The 22,994-nt window shown below is 59.2% G+C and carries 23 protein-coding genes and 1 tRNA gene; 5 read left to right on the forward strand and 19 right to left on the reverse strand.

Features of this window, described 5'->3' with window-relative positions; genetic code table 11:
* Window positions 1–377 precede the first annotated feature (377 nt).
* The 4 genes from DOM56_RS13780 to DOM56_RS13795 form a co-directional block, all read right to left on the reverse strand.
* The gene (locus DOM56_RS13780; RefSeq protein WP_110709693.1) at window positions 378–2,528 is read right to left on the reverse strand and encodes a TonB-dependent siderophore receptor; all 2,151 of its coding nucleotides are present in this window, start codon (window positions 2,526–2,528) and stop codon (window positions 378–380) included.
* Between the two features lie 250 nt (window positions 2,529–2,778).
* Window positions 2,779–3,675, reverse strand: coding sequence for a lipid A hydroxylase LpxO (lpxO, locus tag DOM56_RS13785; RefSeq protein ID WP_110603178.1), 897 nt, complete (start codon window positions 3,673–3,675; stop codon window positions 2,779–2,781).
* A 67-nt stretch (window positions 3,676–3,742) separates the two neighbouring features.
* A complete protein-coding gene (locus tag DOM56_RS13790) occupies window positions 3,743–4,489 on the reverse strand; it encodes a 4'-phosphopantetheinyl transferase superfamily protein (RefSeq protein WP_110709695.1) in 747 nt (248 codons plus the stop codon).
* Window positions 4,490–4,492: 3 nt separating this feature from the next.
* Window positions 4,493–5,101, reverse strand: coding sequence for a hypothetical protein (locus DOM56_RS13795; RefSeq protein ID WP_232822300.1), 609 nt, complete (start codon window positions 5,099–5,101; stop codon window positions 4,493–4,495).
* Window positions 5,102–5,185: 84 nt separating this feature from the next.
* On the opposite strand from DOM56_RS13795, the gene DOM56_RS13800 reads away from it, so the two are divergent.
* Window positions 5,186–5,262, forward strand: a tRNA-Ile gene (locus DOM56_RS13800).
* A 13-nt stretch (window positions 5,263–5,275) separates the two neighbouring features.
* Here DOM56_RS13800 and DOM56_RS13805 read toward each other — a convergent pair.
* From DOM56_RS13805 to DOM56_RS19955, 11 genes are all read right to left on the reverse strand, one after another.
* Window positions 5,276–6,325: a tyrosine-type recombinase/integrase gene (locus tag DOM56_RS13805; RefSeq protein WP_232822301.1), complete on the reverse strand. Its 1,050-nt coding sequence runs from the start codon at window positions 6,323–6,325 to the stop codon at window positions 5,276–5,278.
* Window positions 6,325–7,620, reverse strand: a complete 1,296-nt coding sequence (locus DOM56_RS13810; protein ID WP_110709698.1) for a hypothetical protein — start codon at window positions 7,618–7,620, stop codon at window positions 6,325–6,327. Before DOM56_RS13810 ends, DOM56_RS13805 begins: the two co-directional genes overlap by 1 nt.
* Before the next feature lie 360 nt (window positions 7,621–7,980).
* A complete protein-coding gene (locus DOM56_RS13815) occupies window positions 7,981–8,724 on the reverse strand; it encodes a TraX family protein (RefSeq protein ID WP_110709700.1) in 744 nt (247 codons plus the stop codon).
* Entirely contained in the window at window positions 8,721–10,007 is a 1,287-nt protein-coding gene (locus tag DOM56_RS13820; protein WP_110709701.1) for a secretin N-terminal domain-containing protein, read from the reverse strand. Before DOM56_RS13820 ends, DOM56_RS13815 begins: the two co-directional genes overlap by 4 nt.
* Window positions 9,988–11,070, reverse strand: coding sequence for a zonular occludens toxin domain-containing protein (locus DOM56_RS13825; RefSeq protein WP_110709702.1), 1,083 nt, complete (start codon window positions 11,068–11,070; stop codon window positions 9,988–9,990). Before DOM56_RS13825 ends, DOM56_RS13820 begins: the two co-directional genes overlap by 20 nt.
* Window positions 11,070–11,420 carry a DUF5455 family protein gene (locus tag DOM56_RS13830; RefSeq protein ID WP_110709703.1) on the reverse strand — a complete coding sequence of 117 codons (351 nt, stop codon included), beginning with the start codon at window positions 11,418–11,420 and terminating at the stop codon, window positions 11,070–11,072. Before DOM56_RS13830 ends, DOM56_RS13825 begins: the two co-directional genes overlap by 1 nt.
* A gap of 2 nt (window positions 11,421–11,422) precedes the next feature.
* Window positions 11,423–12,772: a hypothetical protein gene (locus tag DOM56_RS13835; RefSeq protein WP_157958239.1), complete on the reverse strand. Its 1,350-nt coding sequence runs from the start codon at window positions 12,770–12,772 to the stop codon at window positions 11,423–11,425.
* A 95-nt stretch (window positions 12,773–12,867) separates the two neighbouring features.
* The gene (locus DOM56_RS13840) at window positions 12,868–13,137 is read right to left on the reverse strand and encodes a major coat protein (protein ID WP_110598147.1); all 270 of its coding nucleotides are present in this window, start codon (window positions 13,135–13,137) and stop codon (window positions 12,868–12,870) included.
* Between the two features lie 237 nt (window positions 13,138–13,374).
* Window positions 13,375–13,722: a hypothetical protein gene (locus DOM56_RS13845; protein WP_232822302.1), complete on the reverse strand. Its 348-nt coding sequence runs from the start codon at window positions 13,720–13,722 to the stop codon at window positions 13,375–13,377.
* A 369-nt stretch (window positions 13,723–14,091) separates the two neighbouring features.
* Entirely contained in the window at window positions 14,092–14,298 is a 207-nt protein-coding gene (locus tag DOM56_RS13855; protein ID WP_110709706.1) for a hypothetical protein, read from the reverse strand.
* Window positions 14,299–15,235: 937 nt separating this feature from the next.
* Window positions 15,236–15,511 (reverse strand): DNA-binding protein, encoded by a 276-nt coding sequence (locus DOM56_RS19955; protein WP_232822303.1) that lies wholly within the window; start codon window positions 15,509–15,511, stop codon window positions 15,236–15,238.
* A gap of 505 nt (window positions 15,512–16,016) precedes the next feature.
* On the opposite strand from DOM56_RS19955, the gene DOM56_RS19725 reads away from it, so the two are divergent.
* Both DOM56_RS19725 and DOM56_RS19730 read left to right on the forward strand, forming a co-directional pair.
* Window positions 16,017–16,898, forward strand: a complete 882-nt coding sequence (locus DOM56_RS19725; protein WP_157958240.1) for a hypothetical protein — start codon at window positions 16,017–16,019, stop codon at window positions 16,896–16,898.
* Window positions 16,898–17,566, forward strand: a complete 669-nt coding sequence (locus tag DOM56_RS19730; RefSeq protein ID WP_157958241.1) for a hypothetical protein — start codon at window positions 16,898–16,900, stop codon at window positions 17,564–17,566. The genes DOM56_RS19725 and DOM56_RS19730 overlap by 1 nt, the downstream gene beginning before the upstream one ends.
* A gap of 828 nt (window positions 17,567–18,394) precedes the next feature.
* On the opposite strand, the gene DOM56_RS13865 is transcribed toward DOM56_RS19730, so the two are convergent.
* From DOM56_RS13865 to DOM56_RS13875, 3 genes are all read right to left on the reverse strand, one after another.
* Window positions 18,395–18,826 carry a nuclear transport factor 2 family protein gene (locus tag DOM56_RS13865; RefSeq protein ID WP_110603204.1) on the reverse strand — a complete coding sequence of 144 codons (432 nt, stop codon included), beginning with the start codon at window positions 18,824–18,826 and terminating at the stop codon, window positions 18,395–18,397.
* Between the two features lie 101 nt (window positions 18,827–18,927).
* Window positions 18,928–19,512 (reverse strand): class I SAM-dependent methyltransferase, encoded by a 585-nt coding sequence (locus tag DOM56_RS13870; protein WP_110709707.1) that lies wholly within the window; start codon window positions 19,510–19,512, stop codon window positions 18,928–18,930.
* The gene (locus DOM56_RS13875) at window positions 19,509–20,438 is read right to left on the reverse strand and encodes an alpha/beta hydrolase (RefSeq protein ID WP_110709708.1); all 930 of its coding nucleotides are present in this window, start codon (window positions 20,436–20,438) and stop codon (window positions 19,509–19,511) included. The genes DOM56_RS13870 and DOM56_RS13875 overlap by 4 nt, the downstream gene beginning before the upstream one ends.
* Window positions 20,439–20,541: 103 nt before the next feature.
* On the opposite strand from DOM56_RS13875, the gene DOM56_RS13880 reads away from it, so the two are divergent.
* Window positions 20,542–21,477 (forward strand): LysR family transcriptional regulator, encoded by a 936-nt coding sequence (locus DOM56_RS13880; protein ID WP_110709709.1) that lies wholly within the window; start codon window positions 20,542–20,544, stop codon window positions 21,475–21,477.
* Between the two features lie 87 nt (window positions 21,478–21,564).
* Here DOM56_RS13880 and DOM56_RS13885 read toward each other — a convergent pair whose 3' ends face one another.
* Window positions 21,565–22,110: a TetR/AcrR family transcriptional regulator gene (locus DOM56_RS13885; RefSeq protein ID WP_198655783.1), complete on the reverse strand. Its 546-nt coding sequence runs from the start codon at window positions 22,108–22,110 to the stop codon at window positions 21,565–21,567.
* A gap of 139 nt (window positions 22,111–22,249) precedes the next feature.
* On the opposite strand from DOM56_RS13885, the gene bdcA reads away from it, so the two are divergent.
* Entirely contained in the window at window positions 22,250–22,960 is a 711-nt protein-coding gene (gene bdcA, locus DOM56_RS13890; RefSeq protein WP_110709711.1) for an SDR family oxidoreductase, read from the forward strand.
* Window positions 22,961–22,994 lie beyond the last annotated feature (34 nt).

The raw sequence follows: 22,994 nt of genomic DNA on the forward strand, positions 1-22,994 counted from the left end.
GCGCCGGGATGACGTTCCTGCGGACAAAGGCGCGGCCTACGCGACGCCGTGGGCGCGCGTTGATGAACCTCGAATACGGTGATGCATGCTTGGTGGCCCGATGGTGCTGCCGGGCCGGACTGTCGCGTGGCGAGTCGAGACGGGGAGGCGTCCTTGCCTCCCGGTTCGCCTAACGGGCGCTACGCTTTGTCTGAAAAATGTCTGCGCTTAACCATAAGGCGTTAAAAATCGGCTCAAAATACTCATTTACACCCCGTAAACTCCGCTTTTTCGCCGATTTTTGCCTTGTCTGGCTATCGCTCGCCGATTTTTCAGACAGAGCTTAGCCAGGCGCCCGCGTAGTCGAGTGGTCTAGCTGTGGTCTCCTCCCGGTGGGATCAGAACTGATAGGAAACGGTGGCGGTGACGTTACGCTCCGCGCCGAAGTAGCAGTACTCGAGCGAGTTGCACGACGACACGTACTCCTTGTCGAGCAGGTTGCCGACGTTGACCCGGGCGCTGACCCCTTGCAGACCGACATGGCTCAGGTCATAACCCACCGCGGCATCCACCAGGGTGTAGTCGGGAACCGTTTCGGTGTTGGCGCGATCGGCATAGACATCCGCGTAGTAACGCACGCCGACACCGACATCGAGCCCGTCGAGCGCGCCGTTGTCGAAGGCCCCGTTTTTGAAGACATAGTGCCCCCACAGGCTGGCCTGGTGGCGCGGCGCATAGATGGCGTAGTTGCCGTCCTCGTCCGGATCGTCGCTCTTGGTGTAGCGAATGTCGGTATAGCTGTAGCCCGCCTGCAGGCGGAAGTTGTCGGTCAGCCAGGTCCTGGCCTGCAGCTCGACGCCCTGGGAGCGGATCTCGCCCACGGAGCGGTAGGGGTCGCTGGGCTGCTCCTTGGTGGCCACGTTCTTCTGATTGATCCGGAACAGCGACAAGGTGTAGTGATCGCGGCTTCCCGGAGGCTGGTACTTGAGCCCGGTCTCCCACTGTTCACCTTCCATGGGTTCCAGCAGATCGCCTTCCGCATCGACGAAACTGGTCGGTGTGAAGGCGGTGTTGTAGCTCAGGTAGGGCGCGAGGCCGTTGTCGAACAGGTAGAGCGCGCCGGCACGACCGCTGAACTGGGTGTCGTCGAGTGTGCTCTCGCTATCGGTGAGATGGTTCTTGTTCTTGATATCGACCCAGTCGTAGCGGCCGCCCAGGGTGATACGCCACTGGTCGATCGCCATCTGATCCTGCAGGTAGATCCCGGTCTGGCTGAGTTCATGGCGCTCTTCCGCGCTCGTGTAGATACCCGGCGCTTCAGGGTCCGCACCATAGCTGGGGTCGAAGGCATCGAGGCTGGGGAAGGAACCATAGGTCCAGGTGACGTCATTCTTGCGCTTCTGATAATCCACGCCGACCAGCACGGTGTGGTCGATGAAACCGCTCTTGAGCTTCGCCTCCACCTGGTTGTCGACGGTCCAGGCCTGCAGCGACTCGCGTCCGCCGGAGTAGTAGCGGTTCAACTCATTGGAGTCCGGCGACACCCAGCCGAAGCCGTAGACCTGGTTCAGCTCGACGTCCGAGTTCAGGTAGCGCAGTGTCTGACGCCCGGTGACGTTGTCGCTGAAGCGGTGCTCGAGGTTGTAGCCGAACATGCGCTGGGTGCGCTCGAACTTGTCGTAATCGGCCTCGCCGTCGAAGAAGTTGTTACTGATATGGCGGCCATTGTGGCGACTGACGGCGCCCTCGTAGGGTACGCCGGAGTGATAGCCGCCTTCCGGATCGTGCTGCAGGTAGGCCATCAGGGTGATGCTGGTATCGTCGGTGGCGTCCCAGGTGATCGAGGGCGCGATGGCGTAGCGCTCCTCCTCGACATGGTCGAACTGGGTGTCCGACTTGCTGCCGATGCCGACCAGGCGATAGGCGACGCGCCGCTCGTCGTCCAGCGGACCGGAGAAGTCGAACGCGGCGCTGCGCTGGCTGTTGGTGCCGGTACTGAAGCGGAGCTCGTTGCGACTCTCGAACAGCGGCTTCTTGCTGGTCAGGGCCACGAGACCACCGGGGGATGAGCGCCCGTAGAGCACCGAGGCCGGCCCCTTGACGATCTCGACGTTATCCAGGAACCACGGATCGATCACCATCGAGCTGTAGCTGTTGGCATCGCCCATCACCTTGAGCCCATCGAGATAGGTGTTGCTCAGGCTGCCGTCGGAGAATCCCCGCATGACCAGGTAGTCGTAACGATTGGAGGCGCCGACCTGGTTGGTGTAGACCCCGGGCGTGTACTGCGCCGCTTCGCGCACCGTGCGCACGCCGCGTTCGTCCATCTCGGCGCGGTCGACGTTGGAGACCGTCTGCGGCGTTTCGATGATTGGCGTCTCGGTCTTGGTCGCGGCCGACTGCCCGGTCACCGTGACGGTATCGAGGTTGGCGGTTTCAGCTGACGCCGTGGCGGCGACGGTGTCGTTGCCCGTCTGCTGGGCCCAGACGGGAAACGACAGGCAGGCGCAGGCCAGTGCACTTGCCGGATAGCGCAGAACGTAATGCATGAACGACAGGCTCCCCTTGAATGAAAATCGTTCTTATCCATGAATGTTGCCAGTAAGAAGACGTAGGGAGGCCCGGTTTCTGAACCGCAATGACAATTATTTTCAAAAAAAAAGAAAGGGGCGGTACGGCGAGAACGGCGAATAACAGACGATCTGGGGAAGCGGGAAGCGGGAAGCGGGAAGCGGGAAGCGGGAAGCGGGAAGCGAGAAGCGAGAAGCGGGAAGGGCCGGCGTGTGCCGGCCCGGCCGCTCACCAGGCGATGATGGCGATGATCACCAGGGCGAACAGTGCCCACTTGATGGCGTAGTAGAGCGTCTTGTTGCGCTTCTTGAGCGCCTTGCCCTGGCGCCGCACCGCGTAGATGTACTTGAAGGCCCGATTCAGCCCACCGGTGCGATCGCTGTCGTCGTTGGGCGAACTGGCAGCGGCCATCACGGTACGGCCGAAGAAGTGGTTGAGACTGCGGGCCCAGCCATACTTCATCGGACGTTCGATATCGCAGAACAGGATGATGCGATTCTGCTCGGTGCCGTTTTCGGCGCGGTGCAGATAGGTCTCGTCGAACATCACGGCCTCGCCGTCGCGCCAGCTGTACTTCTCGCCATCGACATCGATATAGCAGCGGTCGTCGTTGGGCGTGATCAGGCCCAGGTGATAGCGCAGGGAGCCGGCATACGGGTCCCGGTGCAGGGTCAGATGACTGCCCGCCGGCAGCTCGGCGAACATCGCGGCCTTGACGTTGGGGATGCCCGCCAACAGCTGCGTGGTCTGCGGGCAGAGCTGCTCGGCAGAGGCGTGGCTCTCGCCGTACCACTTCAGGTAGAAGCGCTTCCAGCCCCGGCGGAAGAAGGAGTTGAAACCGGCATCGTCGTAGCGGGAAGAGGCCTTGATGTGGTCCTGCAGCGCCATCGCCTCGTCGCGGATCGTCTCCCAGTTACCGGTCAGGCGCTCGAGCTCCGGGTAGTTCCCCAGATCATGGTAGGGGCGATCCTTGTCGCGCCCGAACAGTGTCATCAGCGCGTTGATCGGCGCCATGAAGGTCGAGTGATCGGAGAGCTGGCGCAAGGGCCTGTGGCGCACGCGCCCGCGGTAGTGCGTGTAGAGCACGCTGGCGACGAAAAGCAGTATCAGTATCCACTTGATCATTGGATCGGTTCCGCTGGCGAGCCGATCGCCACGGGCGATCGTGCTTCAGTGAAATTAGTTTGGTCGCTCACGATTCTCGCGAGATCGCGATCAGCGTCAAGAGATAGTCGCCGATTTTCGCCACCTGCCCTGTCAGCCGAGCACCGGCCCGCCACTCCGGCGACAGTGTCTCGAGCAGCTCGATCTCGACGGTTCCGCCTTCGGCGTCCCAGGCGGTCACCCGGGCATGGGGAAAGTAGAAGCGTCGACGCACCAGCGGGTAGAGCGCCTTGAACAGGCTCTCCTTGAGTGAGAACGCCACGGTGAGGAACTCCCCCTGTTGCGCCCCGGGCAGACCATCGAACCAGGCGCGCTCCGACGCCACCAGGATCTGTGGCGCGAGACGGCGCGCGCGTTCAGCGGTCATCTCGACCTCGGCATCCAGGCCGATCCCCGGACACGCTGCCCGCTCGGCGACGACCGTTGCCGCCAGCCCCCGGCTGTGAGTGATCGAACCGACGGTGCCCGCTGGCCAGCGGGGGAGTCGCTCCGCGTCCTGCGTCGGCGTCGTCGGCGAGCCCGTCAGCTCGGCGAGCGCGTGGCGGGCGCTCAAGCGGCCGGCCAGGAACTCGGCCCGACGCTTGGCCGCTGCCGTTGCCAGGCGATCCGGCAGCGAAAGGTGCCAGTTATCGAGATCGGCTTCGCACAGCATCCCGGCATCGAAACGCAGGGCACGGAACCTCGCCCAGGGCAATGCTTCGCGCCAGGGCCACTCGCTCAGTGGCGAGTGGCACCCCGGCGGCAGTGCAGTGACAGCGGATTCGGATCCGGACATCGCTCAGCGATCGACCAGCACGGCATTCAGCTCGACCGGCACCTCGTCACCAATCTGCTGGTATCCCATCAGCGAGAGGATCGAACGTACGGTCTGGTTCTTCATCAATTCCCTGCCATCGAGCGATACCGGCTCGGCATTGCGGACGCGTACCATATCGGTCGCCTCGCGGGTGAAGCGCACCGGCAGCTTCTCCTGGCGCTGCTCGCCGTTGGAATCGGTACGGAGCGTCAGTATCTCGACCGTCGACTGGCCGACGGCCAGCGAGTTGATCCGTTCCGGGGGCAGATGAGTGACGACCGTCACCAGGGTGGTATTGGTGAGCGAGGACATCCACGGCGGCAGATTGCCGAGGCGGTCCAGCACGTCGGTCTGGTTGAGCCGAATGGGCAGCTTCAGCGTACCATCCGCGCTGATCTGGCCCTCCATGCGGCGCAGGGCGTGCTCGTGGGTGATCGACTCGCCCCCGCTGGTGATCTCGGTCACCGTGGCCGTGACGCGGGACTGATTGGGGTCGAGCTGCCACGCTGCCTGGGCCAGGCCGCAGGACAGGGCCAGACCGGCGGCCAGGCCGATACCCATGACGCGACGAATGATCGGTTTCGGTGACATCGTGTCCTCCCTGGACATTCATGGCCTGCAATAGCGGCTGGCCTGTGCCGACCGCTTTGGTTATCATACGGCTCCCGCGTTTCAGGGCCTATAGCTCAGTTGGTTAGAGCAGGGGACTCATAATCCCTTGGTCGTAGGTTCAAGTCCTACTGGGCCCACCATAAAATCAATAGCTTACGTCACTTTTCTGCCCGTTTCAGGGTTCCATTTCCGTACCGTGTCCACACTTTGACCACACTCGAATTTCGGGCCGTATTTGATACTGTCCGCGAGGTGATCAGGTGAGAGGTGGGCATAGCGCATGGTCATTTGGATCGTCCGGTGTCCAAGGATCTTCTGCAACGTCAGCAGGTCGCCCCCGTTCATGATGAAGTGGCTGGCGAAGGTATGCCGTAGAACATGGGTGCGTTGGCCCTTAGGCAGCTCAATTCCACTTCGGTTCAAGGCTAGGCTGAACGCTTGATAGGCGTCCTGGGGAAACAGGCGGCCAATACGCGGGCCGTGCGCTTTGAGCTCGTCGAAGAGATCGGCGGGTAAAGGCACGGTACGGTTGCGTCCGTTCTTGGTACCTACGTAAGTCACACGGCCATGCTGGACGTTCTCACTGCGCAGTGTCTGTGCCTCGCTCCATCTGCAGCCAGTGTTGAGACATAGGCGAGCGACCAGCATCACGTGGGCGTTCCGGGATTGACGCAACTGGCTGAATAGAACGTCGATGCCTTCCTGGTCGAGGTAGGAGAGTTCCGTCTCAGGTAACCGGATCGCCTTGACCGCTGCAAAAGGGTTTTCTCCCCGGTATTCGCCCATGCGGATCGCGACGTTGACCATGGCACGAAGGTGGGCGAGATCGTGATTGGTCGTGTTGGGCGAGATGCCGGCATCGAGACGTTGCTGGCGAAAGCGCACCATATCCATCGGGGTCAACGTGGATAGGACAGGATTGCCCATGAGTCCGGCTAGCTGCTGCATCTTGCGGTATCGGCCACGGCCATCCTTGAGCCCTACACCCTGGACGTCATACCAAAGCGTGGCGAACTCCATTAGTCGACGGCGGTCGCGTTTGAGTGGTGCGTATTGCTGGCCATCGGCGACCTGGGCGAGGATCTTGTTTTCGAAGCGCCTGGCTTCGGCCTGGGTCTTGAAGGTGCGGCGTACGCGCTTTCCGTCCCGACCATTCGGACGAACGTCCACTTTCCAACCTGACTCGGTTTTCTTGATCGCCACTAGGCTGCTTTCCCTAGTAATCGCCGCTCGACGAGCCGTTGCGAGATGAGTAGCCGTAGCTGGTCGGCATCGATCCCCCGTCGCCGATAGTAGTTGGCGATGTCGTCCCAGGCCCCGCAGCGGGTGAGACCGTTCATGGCTTGTTGGGTAGTGAAGCCCTGGCGTGCGTAGAGGGAGATGAGGTTACCCACGACCAGGGCGACGTTCTTTTCGTTGCCGAGCCCAGGGGCCTTGCGGGCCCGTTTGTAGAGGAAGTGGGGTTCGTGATCGTAGAACCGAGCGTCTTCCTGCAGGAGCTGCCACGCGCTGTCGATGAGGTTGCGGGAGTGGTCGAGCCGGTATTTGCCCATGGCGGTGCGCCAGAGGCCGGTGAGGTGGGGCACGGTGTCGATGAAGCGCTTGAATCCGTGTTCCATGTCCAGGCATTCGCCGGTGTCGACGTTGCAGGGAACGCCCTGGGCGAACTCCCGCAGCACGGATTGATGGAAGCGCATTTCGATACGCCACACGTCGCGGTCGGGGTCGTAGTCGGAGACGGTGGGGTCGTCGCTGGAGGCGGTGTTCCAGATGCTTTCCCAGAAGTGGATCTTGTCGCGGGCGTGGGCTTCCTTAGTCTTGTTGTAGATGCAGCATTGGAGCGCACTGGCGGTACCGAACATGAAGGTTTCGGCATTGCCGTAGGTGGTGGCGATGGTGCCGTGGTTGAAGCTGAAATCGTCGATGCCGTCGATCTTGGTGACCTTTTTGGAACGGGTGACGAAGCGGTCCATGAAGTCTTTTGGGGGCTTCCAGCCCTGGATGTCCAGGGCGAGGTGAACGGCACAGCCCATGGGCTCGACGTAGGCCATCAGTGCCTTGGCGATGCTGTCCAGGTAGGTCTGGATATCGGCGGTGCTGCGCTCGTGGATGAAGTGGGGGCTTAGCTCGATCTTGAGGTGGGTACCGACGTCTTCGGCCTTGGTGTGCCGGGCATAGAACAGGACGATGACGCCAAGCTCGTTGTTCTGGAGCCGGTAGCGGAAGCCGCTGTTGGTGTTGCCGGCGCCGACGATCCAGGTGGTACCGAACAGGTCGATGGTGGCGCCACGTCCTTCTCGGTACGTCTCGATGATCTGATCGAACAGGGCGAGGCAGGGCTTGCCGGCGTAAAGCTGACGCACGGTGTCGACGCCAGTGTGGAGAAGCTTGATGTTCGAGAGGTTGCGCTGGCCCTTGGGACTGATGAAAAGCGAGCCCCGTTCGTCTTGCTCATCGCGTGCCAGTGATTCGAGCGAATAGCGTTCCCAGGTCTTCATTTTATAAAACTCCAAAACTGTACGTTGTGAGCCGAAATGGTCGATTCGTTCGTTGATCTGCGAGACGTGTTACAGGGAGGGTCTCGCCCGGCTGATGACTAGATCCTGCGTTGAGGATTTGTGACTTGGAATAGGTCGGAAACAGGTTCAGAGAGCTTCCGATGCAATGAGCCACAGTGGACCGCAGTGACACTTTCGAACCTTCAACTTCATAGGAATAGGCATGTGAGAGATGCCGCAACGGACCACCACCAGCACTCGGCCGATGGGGGTGGTCCGGTTGACTCCCGTTGACCCACGACAGACTCGTATCCCCCCACTCGCTAGTCGTTGGTCCCCGGCAGTCCGTGATGAAGATCGTCATGCGGTGACAACCAGCAGGAGGGCAGCAATGACGGCCAGATGAAGCGGATACCAGGAGAGCCGGAGCGGGCGCGGGATGGCCGGTACCGGGAGATCGAGGCGCAGGGACCCGTTGGCCAGGAGAACGAGCGTCATGGCCGTGGCGGTGCTGATGAGCATGTGAAGCGGTGTTCCGTTGATCATGGCGGCCAAGAGCAATGCCGGGATCGCGGCAACGGTGCGATGTGGGTATCGATAGACCAGCACGAACGCCGGCACCAGGAGCAGCCCGAACAGGCCGTATTCGACGTAAGGGCTGATCGAGAGGGTCAGAAGGGCCAGGACGATACCGATGGCGGCCTGTAGATAGCGTTCCTGGATCTGTCGCAGCGCGACCACGGCAAGCAGGCCCAGGGCGAGGGTGAAGCAGACGTTCAACTTGTCCGGGGTGACGACCAGGGCATAGGGCAATTGCGCCAGGGAGCCTACCCAGAGCAGGCGGAGGCCGTAGCGAGCCGGTCGGCGGGTGTTGTGGAGGAGATGCCACGCGACCATGCCGGCGAACAGCGGAAAGGCGATACGGCCCACGGTGATCGCCCAGGGCGTGATCGCGGCATCCGGACAGAGGTATTTGGAGACGTGCTCGACGGTCATGGTCAGGATCGCGAGCCACTGGGCGAGTGGTACCCAGGCGTTGGATAGTGGTTGCCTATTAGGACTTAACGCCGGCGCACTGCTTTGACTATCGATAGCCGGATTCATGACGTGACCTCCTGGGTGGGCAGCACGGTGGCCTGGAGCAGCACGTAGAGATTGCTGGTCTGGCTGCTGGTCGAGGTGGAGCGGAACAGGCCGCCGATGACGGGGATGTCGGAGAGCATCGGGACGGAGTTCTCCTGGCGGCGGTTTTCTTCGGAGACGAGGCCGCCCAGGAGCACCGACTGGCCGGACTGGATCTGGACCGTGGTGGCGATGCTGCGCTGGTTGGTGATGATGTCCGAGGCGAGTAGCGAGTCCGTCAGGCTGTCGGCGGCGGTGTTGACGTCCATGACCACCAGCCCGGAAGGGGTGACCACCGGGAACACGTTGAGGGTGATGCCGATGTCCTTGCGCTCGATGGTCTGGAACGGGTTTTCGATGTTGGCCGCTTCGCCGGTGATCCGACCGGTGATGAACGGCACGTTCTGGCCGACGCTGATGGTGCCGCGCTGACCGGATAGGGTGAGGATCTGCGGCGTGGAGAGTACGCGGGCGTTGGAGTCGCGGCGGATGGCGTTGACCGCGAGCGCGAGGGTGTCGCCGTCGAAGATCCCGAACGAGGCCCCGGGCACAGCGAGCGCATTACCCAGGCTGGAGGTGTTGAAGCCGCCGGCGGGGTTGCTGCCGCTTCGGGCCCTTCCGAACGCCACCCCGAGATCGAAGGTATCGCCGTCGCTGGTTTCGAAGATGATGGCGCGGATGAGGACCTGGGCGCGGGTGACATCGATCTGCGGCAGGAGCTGCTCCAGGGCGTCGATTCGATCCTGGGGGCCGTTGACCAGGAGCGCGTTGGCGGCGTGGAGGATTTGGGCATTGGCGGCGGTAAGGCTGCCGGTGGTGGTCTGGGCCAGGAAGGCATCGACCAGGGGCGCGAGATCATCGGCCCGAAGGTGGGTGATCGGCAGCACGCGGGAGACGGTGGGTTCGAGCGGTTCCGGGGTGCCGATCTGGGCCATGAACGTCTGTTGGGCGCGGGCGGGTATCAGCGTCGGCGGATTGCCGGGGACGAGCTGGTAGCCGTGGGACTGCATCACGCCCTGGAAGAACTCCGGGAGCTGATCGTTAGGAACATCCGGGGCATAGACGGTCAGGGTGCCGTCGACGCGGGGATCGATGGCGATGGGGGTGGCGGTTTCCTGGCTGTACCAGTGAACAAACTCCCGCACGTCAGCGCCCTGCATATCGATGGGCATGGCGAACAATGGCCGCGCCAGCAATAACAGCCATGCAGCCAGCAGCGAGACAAACAGGGCATTGCAAAGGGATCTAACAACCGATGTCAGCATGTTGAGCTCCAGATTCGAGGCGGAGGTGACAGGCGCCCATCGGCACGACGGTGAGCCCTTGGCGCTCGAGGTCGTGGCTGGTGGTGGGCCGGTTGTCGCCGTCCAGGAGTCGATAGGTGGTGAGGTCGCCCAACTGGGCATACCCGATGATCCGCGCCCGTTGGTAGGCCGTGAGGTCGACCGCGGGGGCGGGGGTGTCGGGCGTGGCCTCCGGGTCCGGTCGGCTGTTGCGCGCATCGACTTGATCGATGACCAGCACGGACGTGGTGAGGACGATTCCCAGAACGAAAGCGGCGACCGCCATCAACGGTCGGTTGAAGCGTTTCCAGTAGATGCGGGTCAGGCGCATGAAGAACCTCGCGTCGCGGGGCACGCGGAACACGCCATGGGTGAGCCACGGCGGCAGCATGGAATAGGTCTGGTGGGGATAGGCGTCGGAGAACGCCTGCTTGGTGTCATAGGCCGGGTAGAGCGAGCGGCCGGTATAAGTCCAACGCTCGACGACGAGGCTTTGCGGAGAATCCCCGTACTTGACGATGCCGAGGTGGACCTTGGGCATCGGCAGCTTGCCGCCGGCGAACATCGACCACAGCGAGCCGATGAACGGGATCGAGAGGCGATCCAGGCGGCGGCAGTAGACGACGTGTTCCGCCAGGGCAACGCGAGCCTGCTTATCCATGATCGAGAGATCCTGGATCAGGAAAATGATGTCCCAGCCGAGCTTCCGAGCGTGGAGAAACCAGTCGATGACCGCCTGGCGCGACTTGTCGGCCCAGGATCGGGAGTTGAACCAGGTACCGCACTCGTCGAGCACCAGGAGACCGTTTTTGGCTTCGTCGTAGCTCTCGTTGCCCCTGCCGATCGCTTCCAGGTCGGCCAACTGGGGCTTGTCCGGAATGCGGTAAACACGGGTGTTCCTGGCCTTCTCCCCGATCAGCTTGTTCAGCCGGAGATCCAGGTTGGTAGCCACCGGGCAGCCGCGGTTGAGCTTGTCCTTGATCTTGCCCACCGCGACCAGGGTTTTACCCGCGCCGAGCTTGCCGGTGACGACGTAGACGGCCATCAGAGACCCCCGAGCCCCAGAATGCGGTCCTTCACCTGGAGCGCGAAGACCGCGAACTTCGCCATGACCAGGGCGGCGACACAGTTGGAGAAGTTGTCCGGCAAGACCCGGTTGAACCCGTCGGCCAACAGCGGCGGGAGGGACACCGTCAGCCCGTCGACCACACCGGAAATCACGGCGGCCATGCCGGTGACGAGGCCGAGGAAGATCCCGACCTTGATCATGAACAGGCCGAATCTGGCGACCTTGAGCCAGAAGAAGAACCGCAGCAGCACACCACCGAAGTGCTTGAAGAACTCGCGCAGTAGCGGGACCAGGGCGGTGAAGAGTAGGCGGACGAGGGCTCCCATGATCAGGCCTCCCCGCCGTTGCGATACGACAGCGCCATCATGGTGATCTGGTACGCGGTGAAGAAGAACAAAATCCAGGAGAGGGCGGCCTTGATGAGATCGAAGACGCGACACTCAATCGTCAGCGTGTGACCCTGGAAAGAGAACGACAGCGGGTTGCAGCCGCCACCGGAAGGGATCGAGGGAAGCCAGGAGGTGGCGGTGTCCCTGACGCTGTTCAGGGCCGAACCGAGGATGCTGGAATCGGACTCGAATAGATCCTGGTAACGCTGTGTCAGTTCGCCCTGGATGCCGTCGTTCTGGGACTCGACCTCGGCCATCAGGTCATCGCTGAGGCCCTGGCCATCGAAATCGGCCACGACATCATCGCCCGAGGGCGCGCCATCTTGATTGGTGAAGGTATCGACTAGGTGGGAAAAACCATCGTTGATGGCCTTGCGAACGCTACCGATGGCATCGATTACGCCATCAAGCCCCTCGCCGTCATCGTTACCGCTGTCACCGTCCCCGCCAGAACTGCCACCGCCACCGGAACCACCGCCACCGGAGCCACCGCCGCTACCGGAATCACCACCGGATGAACCGTCATCAGAGCCGCCATCCCCGCCAGAACCACCGCCGTCACTGCCGCCAGAGTTGCCGCCGTCATTGGAGTCATCGATAACATCCCCGTTTTCGTCGACGTTATATTCTGTGGGTTCGCTCGTGCCGGTGTAGCAATAGGATTTACCACCACTGCTGTAATAACCGTTAGAACAACTGGCTGGATCATCGGTTTGTTGGAATAACGGCTCCTCGACGATGCCAGGTGAAGACTCGAAGTCGTTTTCTTCACCTGTCGATTCAGCGACCCAATTAGAGAGGCAGGTTTGCGTGCCGTCATCGTTGTTATAACAGGGCATAACGCCGCCAGTAGAAGTGACCCGGCAAGCGCCCAAGTTAACTGTTGTTCGGGATTGGCCACCTAGATCTTGAGGTAAACCGGAAATCTCATGGGAGCCACCGTAACCGGCTTGGCATTCCTCATCCGTATATGTGACGCCATAAACAGGAGAGTCTGAAGTCAGAACATCAGAACGTTTCGAGGAGTATTGGATCCAGTATTTTGCAGAATTGTACTTATAGCCGCCTGAGTAAACCTTTTTGCAAGTAGCAAACACGGTTACCTTAACGAACTTGACTCCTGGGATAACAAACTCAGAAATTCTATCAGATACTCGCCCTCGAGCAACGGAGTTGGCTGCAGAACAGCTTTCAGAAGATTGATAGCTTATCGTTGCAACATCTTTCCATTCAGCTCTTGCTGGAAATGAGAACAATAAAAAAGATATGAAAATAATAAAGTATCGCATAAGTTACCAACAAAAAAGGAGCCCCGGAAGGCCCCTTGAGTCACCGGCCCCGGTGTACGCCCAGGGCGGAGATCGGGGCCGGTTGAACCACCCAATCAGGTGGCTTTGTTGGCGAACTTCTTGAACAGGCCGATGGCGAGCAGCGAGCCGACGATGGCGGTCACGACGGGCCACGCTTCGCTGGCCATACTGGCGGCCTGGCTGGAGAGTTCAGAGAAAGCGGCAGACGCAGCGGAGCCACCGTCGGATGCCATGGCAGCGGTGGTGCCGCCAATCATGGTGACGGAGACAGCCGTTGCCTTGCCGGCGACTTTGCGGAGGGCGAAACGGGTACGGACGGCAGCGTTTTTCAGTTGAGTTTTCATAGTGTCTTTTCCATGAATTGTTTGAACGCGAGTGTGGACTTACCCCACGCCCAACCTAGGGCGTAGGCTCCTAACAGGTAGCCGATGAGGGTTGCGGAACTCATCGTTGGCCACCCTTGATTGCACCGAGCCCGAATGAGACGACGAGCGCGGTACAAAACGTGAGGAGCCACAGTTGATCGAACTGCTCAGCGGTCATTAGTGGCTCCTCGTTATCCGGGTTATGCGATGGCGATATCAGTTGGTCTTGCTGGTGCTATCCGGCTTGGCGTCGGACTTGGTATCGCTCGGGCGGCGACCGGTCACGCTGGCTTCTCGCACGGCGATGGCGTGCATCGTCACCTTGCCCTGGGAGGCGCGGATCTCGACATCGAGCTCCAGGTTGCCGGGCAAGCGCGGGTTCAGTTCGCGGATCTTGTCGACCATCTCGAACGGGGCGGACATGGTGGAAGTCTGGAAGCCGAACAGATTGTCGTTGTCCGGTGCGGCCTCGTTCATGATGATCAGCTTGGCCCCTTTGATGCCTTCGACTTCGTAGCGGGAGGCACCGATAACGTGGGCTTGAATGGTGTTGATCATGGACATGGTTTCGTTCCTTTTAGCGTTGGTACTGGGTTGCCAGGGTGTGGCAGTGGCGAGCGAGTACGACTAGCTCTGATAGGTCGGATGACTCGGGGTCGAGCATCCGGGTTAAGTGTTCGGCCTGGGCGTAGAGAAGCGCGGCGTGACCGTAATCGCGCCCCTGGAGACACCGCTTGGCCCGCTCCCTCAGAACTCGGGGCTCCGGGCAGGCGTCTGCCCACCCGACACCGCCTGCCATCGGTCGTGAAGCACGGCGGCCGATCCCGCACCTCCCGTCAACCCGTGCTGCGCAGGGTATGACGGGGGGCACGGTTCCGGCCTGGGAGGCCGTGCGACCGATGGGCGACGGGTGACGGGCAGGCAGAAACATGATTAGAGCCCCGGTTCCGGGCGGGCCGGAGAAGAGTCACCTTCCAGGACAGAGCGGTCGCCGCGCTCCAGTTGGGCAAGGCCGTACTGAAAGAGCCGTTCGCCCAGGGCGGAAGGAGTCAGGCGGTTGGTGCCGGCCTGGACGAGAAACCGGGAGTGGTCGCTCTGATCCAGGAACACGCGAACGGGTTGTTTCTTCGCGGTGGTCATTGGGTGTTCCTCGTGTGGGTGGGTGCTGCGGGAGTACTGCGATGCGCATTCAGGAGTGAACGCGTAATCGCTTGGGGAAGAAAAAAGGCCCGTGACGCCGAGGAAGCCTGTCGGGCTGGGAAAGACGAGCAGGCGGAAGCGCCACGGACCAAGGGGAACGCGGTTGGAGCGGAAATGGGGGACAAAAAAACGGCCCGATAAGCGCCACCAGGGGAGATAGCTGACTTACGGGCCGGAAAAGATCGCTTCCAATGGAAGGCGACCATGAACACGGTGAGGGCAGTGTTTATTAGAAACAACACATATTGCCAGATGGCGTGATTGTCGCCGTTTTGAGTCGCCCTGGCAAATGAAAAAGCTCGATAATTTAAAGGTGATACAAAACCAGTTAAGACTTTAGTCTTGAGAATTAGAGAAACTAATTTAGCAATGAATACTTGGAGGGGTGACTGTAAGGAAGTGATGCAAGATTCACAAAAAACCCGCGCTCGATATAGGGCCTGATTCAGCCTTACACCGGCGCGGGTGGTGAGCGCGTCTACTGATCGAGTCAGGACGTCGTTTGTATGGAAACGCTGTTCATGGTCGACGTATCGGTGTGCAGGCCGGCGAGCAAGCTGATCCGCGGTACGGCTAGCGGGTGTGAGCAGGCACGGTTGGGCGATTGCACAACCTGATGTTACTACTCCAATGGAGCGTGTACCAACTCTATAGACGAAGGTTCTACAGCCATCAAAAGGAACCCGGCCATGGGAAACAGTCAGAGAGGACCGTTTGTCATGTCGGGTTGAAGCGGCCGCAGGGAAGCAACCAGAACCGGAAATCGTGGCGCGTCTGTCAGCGCCTGATGTTGTTACCAACTGTATCTTACAAGTTACGACTTGATTAGCAGCCGATGACGACGCTTTCGCTGAAAATCGTGTAGGAGATCGACGATTCATGACCATTCCTCCGACTGGAGGCATTCAGCGGTCAGGAGGGCGATGTTGACCATGCGGCGACGGCCGATCTTGAACAGCGGAAGGTTGCCGAGCTGGAGCTGACCCTTGATGGCGCTATAGGACATGCCGGTAAGCTCGGAGAATCGCTCGATGGTCATGACTGGCACGGTGGCCGGGACCTGGGGCGCGCTATTCTTTTCCATTGTCGTATCGGCTCGTTTTGGCTCGCTGTGGTAAGTTCTGTCTGTTGTCATGTATTGACGAAACGACAACAGTCGCTGTTCCTCATTATGGGTAGACTCATAAATGAGCACAGCCCTAAACGAAGTGTACCCAGAGATAGGCACATGTCAAGCGACCTTGCACAGAAAATTCGTCTCATTCGGGAAGCTGAGACGTCAGGCCGTGCTGAGTTTTCAGAACTCATTGGTGTGCCGAAGAAAACGCTGATTGGGATAGAGCAGACAGGGCGAGTTCCTAAAGGAGATCTGCTGGCCGCAATCTGTAGTCAATGGCCGAAGTACACGCTTTGGCTGATGACGGACCAGGTAAACGAGGCAGCGGGACAGGTGAGCCCGGAGATAGAGCGGAGCAGAGATCGGCTTAAGCCGACAGGAACGGATACCGGGTCGCGAGGCGAGTAGCCGAACGCTGGTACCAGGGAACAGGGAACGAGTGATGGGCGGGACAAGGGAAAGGGCGCGTTAGACGCTCAAGAATCCCAAGGATCTTAACATAATAACTTGGTGGACATTCAAGGTACGCAAGGGGCTAAGGATGAGTACGGTTTTAAGCATTAGGTATTATGGTGGGTTGATCAGAAATGAAGAGGTAAACAAGATCAGCGCGCGAGTAGTTGGTTACTCCTTCCCGCATTTTCAACGTGCAATAGATAAAATGGTGATGTATGAACTTGGTTACAGTATGGCTAAGTACAGTACATTGCCACCTGCAGAGCACGATAGAGCAGACTTGGTTTTCGACCATCTAGAAGATGGCTCAATAGTATTCCCCTTTTCAAGTCGCTTTAAGGAAGCTGGCGCTTTTCTTAATGAAGCGTTAGCTCGACCGTTTGCGATTGGTGGGGAAATAGGCGACCAACAAGTAATATCGGCAGCGACAAGACTGGATGTTGTCAAGGCAAACATTGCAGTTGGTGCATACGATGAAACTGAATTCATAGTAACGCAAGAACAAATAGACAAAAACCGCTGGGAATTGGCTAAGGTAGGTATAGCAAGAGATGTAAATACAGGGCTGACTGTCGTAAGGCAGGAAGGCGGGGATAGTGGTATAGAATTTATACCAAGTGATGACGATCTTGAACGTTATGACTTCAATGTGCCTAATGCTACGAATTTTAATAGAGTGGTTTCAAGAAGTGAAATACTAGACCCATGGATTTATAGAGGACAAATTACGGCTATTAAGTCCACCGGAAATGGTAGGAGTAATCGTTACCAAGCCACTTTTAGAGATGCTAGGTATAATAGTGAACATGTTCTTTACATAGCTTCAGAAGACGACAAGGAAGACCTTAGACCCTATTTTCTCAACGGAGTAGACGTGGATATTTGGGCATGCCCATTTGCAAGATATGGTATTCACGATTATATGCGGGGTAATTTGTTGTTCGCGGGTCTCTATGAGGAATTGTAATGTTCCCAGACGGTCTTTTTGAAAATATAATCAAGGATGCGTCAAGATATATTACAGTTAGGAAGTTTGTAATATTTTTGTGTGCCTTAGTTCTTTTTTCACCTGAAAAGGGTGCTATTTTTAGTGTAAAAACATTGGAGATAGATTTTAATAATGTGGCTGTCGCGTTCCAGGTTTTTTTTGGTAAGATTAAGCTTTACCAATATGTTTGCTTTAGTGTTGTTGTTTTCCTTGTTTCACCTTGGTTGAGTGCCAGAGCATTTGGTTTATTGGTTATGACAGTCTGCAATATTTCAAAGGGGGAGTTCTTAAGAAGGGAGAGCGTTATTGTAAACAAAATGGAAGGAGAACCTCTCTCGCATGGCGAAGAAATAGAGTTTGAAAGATCAAGGCGAAACGCCATGAATAAAATTGGCAGAAAGGGGTCTTTATATTCTGATGTTAACTCGATGCTTAGCATAGTAGCAATTTTTTTATTTGTAAGTGGGCGGCTTGGGGTTTTAGATGCTTTCTTCTTAGTGGCGGCCTTCTTCTTAGTGGTTTGGCTAGTAGGCCTGGGCATGGCGAGAAGTGCAACACGAATATATTTAGACGAGGTGTGGCCTCTTGTTGTTATTAAAAAAGAACGAGAACATTCGAAAGCTATAGCAAATATCAAAAAAACCTGATGTGTTAAAAGAGAGGTTTGAATAAGTATCAACCGCTTGTTAACCGAGTTGACGCTTGGAGAAGTGTGCTGACAGTTTAGGTTTTCATAACTATCTGTCTCTAAAGTTAAATGCGGGCAATGACGAGTTTTACAACTCTATAATCCCTTGACCACATTGTGTCCACCGCTACTAGCCATAATGGTACGCAGCCAGACAAAGGTCTTCCGCAACCGGTTGAATTTAAAGGTAACCGGCCAGAACGAACCGCTACGGATACCTCTCATAATCTCTTGGTCGTAGGTTCAAGTCCTACTGGGTTCACCATTAAATCAACAACTTGCATCACTTTCTTACCCGTTTCAGGGTTCCATTTCTCGTCGGTGTCCATGCTTTGACCACACTCGATTGCCGGGCCGTATTCGATATAGCCCACCAAGTGGTTCGAGGGCTGGGCACCGCGTATGTCATCTGAATCTTCCGGTGTAACAGGCTCTTTCGAAGGGTCAAAAAAGCTCCGAAATTCGCCACCGTCGATGATGACGTAGTTCGCGCAGGTGTGGCGATGAAAGTCTCGCGACGAAGATGTGGCGGAATCGAATTCAGTGAGTGTTGACTCTTAGGCTGTTGAGTACCGCTTCGGTTCAATTTGGGCTTGCTCGGCCGCTCAAGGGGGAAGGGCAAAACACTGATTGGGTGGATTCTGGCGCGATCGAAAAAAGGCCCAGAGGTCGCATGACGCTCTGGGCCACGTCTTTGGTAGATATGCCCACCAACTGGTCGCACGCTTGTCGTGGCAGCTGTTCCGCGCCTTGACTATCTATAGCACGACGACCTCGATGGGATCGCTCAGGGGCGGTAGTCGGTCACACCGGCGCCGGTTTTCAGATCGATGGGCACCGACACATGGTCGTGAATCATCAGCCATTGGCCATCGAGCTTGCGCAAACCGATGGTCTCGCGAGTCCACAGGTCGATCTTGTTGCCGGCCACAGAGCCCATGAAACGAGTGAAGCCGGTGGTGAAGGCGACATCGCCGGAACAATGGACCTTCATGTCCTTGAACTCGAATACAGGGTCTTCGTCGAACATCTCGAAGAAGGTGATCCAATTTTGGCGGAAGGACTCCCAGCCCTCGAAGCTGAAGGGCGGCATCACATCGAAGCCGAGGTACTCCTCTCCCGGGTAATAGGTAGCCATCGTCCGGTCGAGATCGCGTGACTGGACGGCATTCTGCCACTCTGCGCGCAAGGCGCGAATCTGTCTTTCATCCTGGGTCATGGGTCGGTTCCTGGGTGGGTTGAGCAAGTGACCATGTTGACGTGTGTCAGTGTCAGGGCATCGTCAGCAGAGGATTGAGACGAATCCCGATGAGATTCGCGTCAAGTCGAGCCGCCGGTCTTGCGTATCAGCGACGTGGCTCCATTTTCGATATGACCATCGATATGCCAGCGTTCGGCGGTCGCGAACTCGGCGTCGAGCAGGCGCTGATTGGCACCGCGTGCAAGACACAGGTTGCCGCAGATGAGCAGTCCATTCGGCTTGAGCCGTTCGTACAGCAGCTCGATGAGTGGCAGCGATGGGGCAAGACCATCGAAGAATGCGAGATCGTAGGGGCCAGGCAGATCAGCGAGAACGTCGAAAAAATCGCCGTGGTGCACGCGGACGCGTTCTGCGAATCCTGCGGCCTCAAGGTTCTCACGAGCTAAAGCCACGTGATCGGGATCGCGCTCGATGGTATCCATCTGCGTACGATCTTCTGCACTTGCCAGCAGGCAAGCGGTGTAGCCGATCGCTGTACCCAGCTCGAGAATACGCTCGGGGCGCTCTGCTCGTGCCGTGGCCAGCAGTCCAGCGCCATCCTCGAACACATAGGCATGGCAACCGTGACGCTGACGATGCTCATCGGTTTCAGCGCGCAAGGCTTCGAAGCGAGCAGCATCGGATTCGATATTCGCAGTCTTCATGTCATGTACCGGTTGAGCCAGTCGAGCATCGGCTCCGGGCGGCGCTGGAATTCCAGATAGCCATCCCAGCGAGCCTGGGTGCCGTGTATCCAGTGCAGCGATTTGTCGTCGATCGGAAGTGCGTCGAAGGTGGCCTGGACATCGGCGGGAGTGGTCATCAGGTCGTCGTGCACCTGATAGATGAACGTCGGAGTGTGAACGCTGCGCGCCCAGTCGTTGGGCGACATCTGGTCGAAGGTGCAACTGGCGGCGAGTTGCACCTCGCGTTCGAGCGCGTCGAGGTGATCGACCAGGTTCATCATTTCCAATTCGCGACGCATGACCGAGCCGATCGACAGTGGCTGACAGAGCACCAGGCAGCGCACGTCGTCGAATTCCCGCGGTTCGGTGTGGATCGCGAAGAGCGTCGCGTTGGCGCCGTTGCAGCGCGAAAAAAGCCCTACTGCCACGCCTTCGAGATCTGCCCGCGAGCGCACGTAGCGCAGCGAGCCGATGACGTCGCGTGCCTCGAATCGACCGCCGCTGTTGAGGCCGCCATTGGCTGATCCGCTCAACCCGAAGTTGCGCTCGTCGTAGGTGAGCACGTGATAACCTGCCTCGTGCAGGATGCGGTAGTCGGCCAGATAATCGACCTCGAAGGTGTTACCGCCAGCGGCGCCGAAGGATCGCCAAGGCTCCAGGTGGCTGGCCAGGCCGTAGCGGTTGAACGTCAGTGGATGATTGACGATGACGAGTCGCCGAGAGTCTGGGCAGGGGATGTACCATGCTTCGAGCGGCACCCCATCCTGTGACGGAAAGGTCACGTTCTCGAAGGCAAGCCCCTCATCGGCCGGTGTCCTGAGCACGGGTGAGCGCCCGGGCTGACTCCAACCCTTGGCCATGGCCTTCAGGGTCTGAGTGATGTCGTCTTCTGGCTGTGGCTGCATGATCTCGATCCTCTGGTGCGTATCGGGGCGATGCCATGTCGTCTGTGAAGCTATCTAGCCAGGTGTCTTGCATCCGGAGAATGACGAATTACGATAGACAGGCATGCAAAAAGTGAATGACCACGCCACAGGCCACCTCAATTTACGCTCGCTGCGTTTTCTGGCGCAGGTGCTGAGTCTGCGCAGTGTGACCCGCGCGGGAGAGGCGATGGGGTTGAGCCAACCCGCCGCGAGCCGACTGCTGGCGCAGCTGCGGCGTGCGTTGGGCGATGACCCGCTGCTGGTGCGCACTCAGGGTGGTGGCTACGTGCGCACCGCGCGCGCGGAGGCCTTGATGCCGCAACTGGCCGAGGCGATCGCCGCTGAGGACCGCTTGTTTCAGCCGCCGAGCTTCGACCCCTCGTACTCCGAGCGTGTCCTGCGAGTGGCAACGACCGACTATGGCGCCGCAGTCGTGATCAGGGAGTTTGCGCATGTAATCGCCTGCGAAGCGCCGGGCGTATCGCTGGATTTGCGCGCCTGGGAGAGTGAAACGCTGGTCGAATTGGAGGAGGGCAGGCTCGACTTCGCGCTCTATACCGACGAGGCAGTGCCGCCAGGATTCCATCACGAGAGTCTGTTCACCGAACGCTTCGCCTGCGTTGTACGGCACGACCATCCGGTTTTGGCGCATCGAGACGCCGACGGCCGCATCGCGCCATCACGACTCGCCGAGTTACCCCGCGTGGTCCTGCTCTACCCCGAAGGCAGTGCCTCGGCAATCGACGACCCGTTGGCGTGCCATGGTCGAGCAAGAGGACCGGGAGATACCGTAACGCCGTATTTTCTCTCCAGCCCGCTGCTCATCGGTCAGTCCGAACGCGTACTTTGTCTGCCGCGGCGGGCGGCAGAGCTCGTCGCGCCGTTGGCGGATCTCGCCGTGATCGATTTCCCGCAGGCGGGGGAGATCCACTACTGCGTGATCTGGCACGAACGGGCAGCACGGGACCCGGCAATTGCTTGGGCGAGAGCGTGTCTTCGACGAGCGGTGGGGCGTTGACCGAGATTGATGTTAACCGTTCGATATCATGCCAAACCTATCGAGCAGTTGGGGATGACCCCGGCATGAGATAAGGCATACCCACCATCAATCCGTACCCAATTGCGCCTCCAGGCCCGCAACGGCGGTGCGTGCCACATCGAGTAGCCGTGACTCGTCCATCCCTTCCCGCGCACTGGCTGAAAGCCCGGACATCGTACTGGCCATGAAGTCGGTCACCGCGGATGCGCGCTCCGGATGGGTGCGGGCGACGAACTCGCGAATTCGGTCGCGGCGCTGATTGGCCACCCGGCGTGCATGGATGGCGCTGTCATCCCCGTCAGGGCCTCGCGCGGCCTCGAGCACGAGGCAACCCCTCCGCTGCGGATCTCGCGCATAGGTTCGTGCGGCGCTCTCCAGTAATTCCGCCAGTGCATCCACGGGCGCCCGGCCGGGCAGCAGTATCTCGTCCAGCGCGAGGGCCGCTTGCGCGTAGCGCTCGATGACCTGTTCGAAAAACTCGGACTTGCTACCAAACGCCTTGTAGAAACTGGGCGGTTTCACACCCAGTGCGTCGGTCAGTGCTGCCAATCCCACCGCCTCGTAGCTACTGGCATGAAACAGGCGCTGGCCCGTATCCAGTGCGGTTTCCATGTCGAAGGCACGGGGTCGACCTCGGGGCCTCGGCGCTGATTTGGCATTTTCTTTAGTGGTCACTATAAAAATCCTTGCGCAGGCGTCTGGCCTAATTCTATAGTGACCGCTATCCAATTTGCTACCCGAGGTGATCTACATGGATTTCATGGACAAGCGTGTGCTGGTCGTTGGGGGAAGCCGTGGTATTGGCGCCGCCATCGTGGCTCTCTTCGCCGATAGCGGGGCGCAGGTGAGTTTTACCTACTCGGGCTCACGCGAAGCGGCGCAAAACCTGGCGACGAAGACCGGGGCGACAGCGGTCCAGACCGATGCGGCCGACCGCGACGCGATGATGGCGACCGTGCGTGAGGCGGGGCCTCTGGACATCATGGTATTCAACGCCGGCGTACTGGTAGCGGGTGACCCGCTGACGCTGGATCCGGATGCGGTCGATCATCTGATCGACGTCAATGTGCGCGCGCCGTACCACGCATCAGTGGAGGCTGCCCGGAGCATGAAGGAAGGTGGGCGCATCATCGTGATCGGGTCGGTCAACGGCGACCGAATGCCGTTTCCGGGCCTTGCCGCCTATGCGCTGAGCAAGTCGGCGCTGCAGGGTATGGCACGCGGATTGGCCCGGGATCTTGGGCCGCGCGGCATCACGATCAATATCGTGCAGCCGGGGCCAACGGATACCGACATGAATCCCGCCGACGGCGAACTTGCCGAGCAGATGCACAGCGTCATGGCGATCAAGCGTCACGGCACCGCCCAGGACGTGGCCCATCTGACCGCCTATCTGGCCGGACCACACGCGAGCGGCATTACAGGCGCCATGCACACGATCGATGGCGGCTTCGGCGCCTGAGCCGGGAAAGATCGGCGAGAATCTGCATGACGGC

The sequence above is a fragment of the Salinicola sp. CR57 genome (assembly GCF_003206585.1).
Lineage (GTDB): Bacteria > Pseudomonadota > Gammaproteobacteria > Pseudomonadales > Halomonadaceae > Salinicola > Salinicola lusitanus.

Excerpts from the sequence above, each read along its gene's own strand:
- DOM56_RS13780 (WP_110709693.1), bottom strand. The coding sequence starts at position 2,528 with ATGCATTACGTTCTGCGCTATCCGGCAAGTGCACTGGCCTGCGCCTGC.
- lpxO (WP_110603178.1), bottom strand. The coding sequence starts at position 3,675 with ATGATCAAGTGGATACTGATACTGCTTTTCGTCGCCAGCGTGCTCTAC.
- DOM56_RS13790 (WP_110709695.1), bottom strand. The coding sequence starts at position 4,489 with ATGTCCGGATCCGAATCCGCTGTCACTGCACTGCCGCCGGGGTGCCAC.
- DOM56_RS13795 (WP_232822300.1), bottom strand. The coding sequence starts at position 5,101 with ATGTCACCGAAACCGATCATTCGTCGCGTCATGGGTATCGGCCTGGCC.
- DOM56_RS13810 (WP_110709698.1), bottom strand. The coding sequence starts at position 7,620 with ATGAAGACCTGGGAACGCTATTCGCTCGAATCACTGGCACGCGATGAG.
- DOM56_RS13815 (WP_110709700.1), bottom strand. The coding sequence starts at position 8,724 with ATGAATCCGGCTATCGATAGTCAAAGCAGTGCGCCGGCGTTAAGTCCT.
- DOM56_RS13820 (WP_110709701.1), bottom strand. The coding sequence starts at position 10,007 with ATGCTGACATCGGTTGTTAGATCCCTTTGCAATGCCCTGTTTGTCTCG.
- DOM56_RS13825 (WP_110709702.1), bottom strand. The coding sequence starts at position 11,070 with ATGGCCGTCTACGTCGTCACCGGCAAGCTCGGCGCGGGTAAAACCCTG.
- DOM56_RS13830 (WP_110709703.1), bottom strand. The coding sequence starts at position 11,420 with ATGGGAGCCCTCGTCCGCCTACTCTTCACCGCCCTGGTCCCGCTACTG.
- DOM56_RS13835 (WP_157958239.1), bottom strand. The coding sequence starts at position 12,772 with ATGCGATACTTTATTATTTTCATATCTTTTTTATTGTTCTCATTTCCA.
- DOM56_RS13840 (WP_110598147.1), bottom strand. The coding sequence starts at position 13,137 with ATGAAAACTCAACTGAAAAACGCTGCCGTCCGTACCCGTTTCGCCCTC.
- DOM56_RS13845 (WP_232822302.1), bottom strand. The coding sequence starts at position 13,722 with ATGTCCATGATCAACACCATTCAAGCCCACGTTATCGGTGCCTCCCGC.
- DOM56_RS13855 (WP_110709706.1), bottom strand. The coding sequence starts at position 14,298 with ATGACCACCGCGAAGAAACAACCCGTTCGCGTGTTCCTGGATCAGAGC.
- DOM56_RS19725 (WP_157958240.1), top strand. The coding sequence starts at position 16,017 with ATGAGTACGGTTTTAAGCATTAGGTATTATGGTGGGTTGATCAGAAAT.
- DOM56_RS19730 (WP_157958241.1), top strand. The coding sequence starts at position 16,898 with ATGTTCCCAGACGGTCTTTTTGAAAATATAATCAAGGATGCGTCAAGA.
- DOM56_RS13865 (WP_110603204.1), bottom strand. The coding sequence starts at position 18,826 with ATGACCCAGGATGAAAGACAGATTCGCGCCTTGCGCGCAGAGTGGCAG.
- DOM56_RS13870 (WP_110709707.1), bottom strand. The coding sequence starts at position 19,512 with ATGAAGACTGCGAATATCGAATCCGATGCTGCTCGCTTCGAAGCCTTG.
- DOM56_RS13875 (WP_110709708.1), bottom strand. The coding sequence starts at position 20,438 with ATGCAGCCACAGCCAGAAGACGACATCACTCAGACCCTGAAGGCCATG.
- DOM56_RS13880 (WP_110709709.1), top strand. The coding sequence starts at position 20,542 with ATGCAAAAAGTGAATGACCACGCCACAGGCCACCTCAATTTACGCTCG.
- DOM56_RS13885 (WP_198655783.1), bottom strand. The coding sequence starts at position 22,110 with ATGGAAACCGCACTGGATACGGGCCAGCGCCTGTTTCATGCCAGTAGC.
- bdcA (WP_110709711.1), top strand. The coding sequence starts at position 22,250 with ATGGATTTCATGGACAAGCGTGTGCTGGTCGTTGGGGGAAGCCGTGGT.